Raw genomic sequence first — 856 nt, 5'->3', positions numbered from 1 at the left:
TTCACCCTCTCTAAATGGTGGCACTGTCACTCCTAACCTACGTGGGTTATAACCTCTTCAATAGTTTATTTTTTTAGGCTTGTGCTATCGTCTGTCTTCATACTAAGCCAGCATACACAGCGTCCCCTCTAGTCACTTCGTTCTTGACGGTTCCCCTGTGAGCTGGAAAGGGGCGCTAACGCCCCCTTTACCCCAGTAAACCAAACGTATCATTCCTCGCACTTACTTCATTTAGTATTCTATTAGTCCTTGGTTTGTATATGAGGTGCTTATGGCTAAGACTGATGAAGATATTGCGAATGTGAAGCGGATTAACTCAGGGATGAGGATGCTTTCCCATTCTGTTTGGAGAAAAGTACATCAGCCTAACTTCAGAAGCTTTACGCAGTTTGACCAAATGTTTTGGGATGTGACGAACCGAGCTTGGCTATCTGTCGATCATTCTGCATTTTCCGACAAATTGGAATTTGCTCATCTTTATTGGGCAGACTATTGCAAGAAGAATTTAGCGTCATGATTGCTATGGTTCTGTCGCCTCGCTTTGCTCGTTGCCGGTTCGTCAGTCCAGATTAAAACGCTACGCTCATTTAACCTGGACTAACAAACTCCGAATTGTTCAAAAAGCCCCTTTCGTGGGCTTTTTTGTTCCAGATGCTTGTGCTCATCTTAGGATGATAAAACCGCTTCAAATGCGTCATAAACTTTCAGAGTGGTTTTGTGTACCCGTGGGTAGGTTTGATGCTGAAAATGGCTTACAGAGCGTTTGAGGGGCTTCTAAATGGTGTTTTTGATAGTGAAGTTGCCTATTTAACATATGACCAATATTACGCACCTTTAAGAGTGGTTATGATGTCAT

The 856-nt window shown here is 43.0% G+C and carries 1 protein-coding gene; it reads left to right on the top strand.

Features of this window, described 5'->3' with window-relative positions; translation table 11 throughout:
- The first annotated feature begins 271 nt into the window (after window positions 1–271).
- Window positions 272–517, top strand: coding sequence for a hypothetical protein (locus tag R7Z49_RS24080; RefSeq protein WP_060466691.1), 246 nt, complete (start codon window positions 272–274; stop codon window positions 515–517).
- Window positions 518–856 lie beyond the last annotated feature (339 nt).

The organism is Vibrio sp. 1562, from assembly GCF_033340155.1.
GTDB lineage: Bacteria > Pseudomonadota > Gammaproteobacteria > Enterobacterales > Vibrionaceae > Vibrio > Vibrio alginolyticus.
The sequence above is the reverse complement of the archived record's forward strand: the minus strand, read 5'-3'. Positions and strand labels throughout refer to the sequence as shown.